The organism is Flavobacterium sp. (genome assembly GCF_044368625.1).
In the GTDB taxonomy this organism is placed as follows: domain Bacteria; phylum Bacteroidota; class Bacteroidia; order Flavobacteriales; family Flavobacteriaceae; genus Flavobacterium.
The window spans coordinates 1-3,033 of record NZ_JBIPPD010000361.1 but is presented as its reverse complement, the minus strand read 5'-3'; the positions used below and the strand labels follow the sequence as shown (position 1 = coordinate 3,033).

General features: G+C 60.0%; 6 protein-coding genes. All 6 read right to left on the bottom strand.

Annotation, left to right across the window (positions count from 1 at the left end; genetic code table 11):
* A partial coding sequence (locus tag ACIQ2X_RS16590) for a hypothetical protein (protein WP_396180116.1) occupies positions 1–339 on the bottom strand: 339 nt, incomplete at its 3' end.
* A 10-nt stretch (positions 340–349) separates the two neighbouring features.
* Positions 350–802, bottom strand: coding sequence for a single-stranded DNA-binding protein (locus tag ACIQ2X_RS16585; protein ID WP_396180115.1), 453 nt, complete (start codon positions 800–802; stop codon positions 350–352).
* A gap of 8 nt (positions 803–810) precedes the next feature.
* The gene (locus ACIQ2X_RS16580; RefSeq protein WP_396180114.1) at positions 811–1,722 is read right to left on the bottom strand and encodes an AAA family ATPase; all 912 of its coding nucleotides are present in this window, start codon (positions 1,720–1,722) and stop codon (positions 811–813) included.
* Positions 1,719–2,069, bottom strand: coding sequence for a hypothetical protein (locus ACIQ2X_RS16575; RefSeq protein WP_396180113.1), 351 nt, complete (start codon positions 2,067–2,069; stop codon positions 1,719–1,721). Before ACIQ2X_RS16575 ends, ACIQ2X_RS16580 begins: the two co-directional genes overlap by 4 nt.
* Positions 2,069–2,845 (bottom strand): hypothetical protein, encoded by a 777-nt coding sequence (locus tag ACIQ2X_RS16570; protein ID WP_396180112.1) that lies wholly within the window; start codon positions 2,843–2,845, stop codon positions 2,069–2,071. Before ACIQ2X_RS16570 ends, ACIQ2X_RS16575 begins: the two co-directional genes overlap by 1 nt.
* Positions 2,845–2,973 (bottom strand): hypothetical protein, encoded by a 129-nt coding sequence (locus ACIQ2X_RS16565; RefSeq protein ID WP_396180111.1) that lies wholly within the window; start codon positions 2,971–2,973, stop codon positions 2,845–2,847. Before ACIQ2X_RS16565 ends, ACIQ2X_RS16570 begins: the two co-directional genes overlap by 1 nt.
* Positions 2,974–3,033: the final 60 nt, after the last annotated feature.

Below are 3,033 nucleotides of genomic sequence, written 5' to 3'. Positions count from 1 at the left end.
CTTGCGCTTCTTCTCCTTGGCTTCAGCCTCGGCATTGATGCGCTTGCGGTAGGAGATTTCGCGATGTTTTTGGATGTTGGCGCTGACCTTCTTTGCCGTACCCAGCGGGTCGCTCGGATCGCATGCGCGGCCCTTTGCGGTGATGCGCCAGGTTTTGAACTGCTTGCTCTGGCTGGGGTCGCGGATGTCGGCGACGACTAGGCCGGCATCACACATCCGGGCCATCTCGCGGCGCACAGACTCCACCTTGCGATCCATTGCCTCGGCAATCACATTGATGCCGCATGGCCCTGAAGAAATCAGGCGATTGACGATGAATTGGGCGATGGTTTGGCTCATGTCCTGCCCCTCAGAATGGAATATCCGATTCGTCGTCGAAGTCGGGCCGGTTGTTCGGGCCTCCCTTGCGGTCGCCGTGGGTCTTTGCGGGACGCTCTTGGCGCTGCGGCGCTTCGTCCTGCCCGCCTTCCGTCTTGCCGCCCAGCATCTGCATGCGATCGGCAATCACCTTCGTGCTGTAGCGCGTCTGGCCGTCCTTCTCGTACTTGTCGGTCTTGAGGCGTCCGCTGATGTAGACCTGCGAGCCTTTCTTCAGGTACTCGCCGCAGATTTCGCCCAGCTTGTCAAAGGCGGTGACGTTCACCCACTCGGTTTCCTCTCGCTTCTCTCCGCTGGCGTCTTTCCAGCTTGAGCCGACAGCAACAGAAAACGAGGCAACAGCCTTGCCGCTTGCCATGTAGCGGACCTCGGGCTCCTTGCCGAGTCGGCCAATGCATTGGTATTGATTCAGGTCGTTTGCCACTCTTGCTCCTAGTTCAAAGTCCACGCCTCAACCGGCGTAAGTCGTTCGTCTGTGAATCTCAGACTGGTCTCGTGAAACCACATCGCAAGCCGGCCTTCAAAGATGCCGTTGCGCTGCTTTTCGATAGTCACAGCCGCGTCAGGCTGCTTCTGTGCCTCGAAGTCGTTGGGGTCTTTGTCCAGCGCCGCACGCTTTGGCTTGTTGGCCCATACGGTGATGACGTTCTGCGCCTGGTCAGACAGGGCGGCAGACCCGCGAAGGTCGTACTTCGTCGGCGGCTTGGATTCGTCTTGAGGCTTGCGGCAGTGCGCAACCAAGTGCAGATGCAGGCCGGTTTCTTGGGCAGATCGCACAAGGTCCGTCATGAACTGCTTTTGCTCGTCCAGGCTCTCTTCGGACGCGCAGACCATCATCATTGAGTCGATGAAGACCTGTTGCCCACCCAGCTCATTGGCGAAGTACGAAAGCACCGCCAAGACTTGATCTGGCTGCACTCGGCCAACGTGATCGAACAGCCACAGACGGCCATCAGTCCACTCTGCAAAGCGCTGCGCAGTGGTCGGGCCAATCTCCCGCGTACCGAAGAACTGGCGAGCCATCCGGGCCAGCGTGCGGCGTGGCTCCATCTCCATCGAGGCAATCAGCACCTTGACCCGCTGCTTGCACAACTCGGCAGCGACTTGACCCGTCAGCAGAGACTTGCGGTGTCCGTTGTACCCAGCCCATACCGTCACCTCGCCGGGACGAAACTCGATGCTGTTGCGCAGCTTCGTCGAGAACATGGACGGAGAGCGGTTCTCGTCGGTCTGCGGTGCCAACTCGGCAATCAGATCGTCCGCGAACTCTGCCGCACTGCGCACCTTGGCCTTGCATTCCGTGCTGCGCATGTACGCGCCGAAGTCGATTTCGTCGGCGTTCAAAAGTCCCGCCATTGCGTCTCCCCTTCTCCGATAAAAGCGCCCTTGAAGTCGCCAGTTGTCACCACGCAGACGGCCTTAGCGCCAGCATCCAAGCTCATCTGCGCCACCTTCAGCGTGCGGTCAGCGTCCTTGCCGTGGACATGCACAGGCAGGCCGACGAGGAAGCGGAAGTCCAGGCTGGTCAGCGCGTCACGCTCGGGAATCTCGACCTGTGCAATCACGCTCCAGGGATTCGCTGTGGGCCAGTCCTGCCAGAGCTTGTCCGGGTCCGTGCCGACCGTCAGGAACGCAGCAGACGGGCAGACGCCACGAAGCCGCATTGCGATCAGGGCTTGATGGCCGCGCATCACTTGGCCCCCGCGAAAACGTCATTGGCTGCGGAGGACGGGCGCCCGCCCTTGACCTCCTGAGCCTTGCGAATCCAGTTCCGCCATGTGCCTGCCCAGTCGGTGCGAGCCGAGGCAAAGGTGTGGTCGCGGAACTTCTCGGTTTCTGTCTTGAGGTCAACGGCTGGAGCGCTAGACCTTGCCCACTCGATCAATTCGTCCGTGACGATGAACGACTTCGGGCACTTCTTGGCTGGGCGCTGCGAAGGAACTTCGCGGCCCATATCCGAAGGATATTCCTGCTCCTGTTCCTGTTCCTGGCTTCGATGGGGCTTCGATGGGGCTTCCGATTTCTTTGCAGAATCATCAGCAGCACCGCGCTTCGTCGTCAGGTTGTAAGCCTCTGCGTAACGGTCAAAGAACGGGGCCAAATGAGCACAATCAGGCAGTGCGTCATAGTCCTTTTGGATGCCTTTGCAGCGCTTGTCTCCACTGGAGAGAGAGTCGGCGATCTGATAAGCCGCCATCTCGTAGACCCACACCATGTCGGTCTCTTCATCGAAGGCACAGAAGCCAGCTTCGATGCAGCATTGAAGCCCCTTCGTAGCCCCTTCGATGCCCAAGCCAGTCTCGTGCGCGGCGTACAGCATCGGCTGATAGAACAGGCCGAGCATGTTTGAGTGCGGCGAGGTCATCAGGTAGGTCGCCATAACAACCCCTTCGATGCCCCTTCGCTTGATTTCACGGCCGGTCTTGCCCGTCCAGAAAGTCGGCGAAATCTTCCCGTAGTCCCGCATCAGACCCCCAGCCTTTCAGCGATACGGCGGCACTCAGCCTCGATCTGCTCGGGTGTCGCTTGTGGGTTGCGGGCGATCCATGCGGCCTTCTGGACGCTGTAGGCGCGGTGTGCTTCGGCGTAGGTCATGCGGCCCTCGCTTTGATTTCTTCAAACACGGTGACTTGTGCTGCGCGGGCAAACCACTGA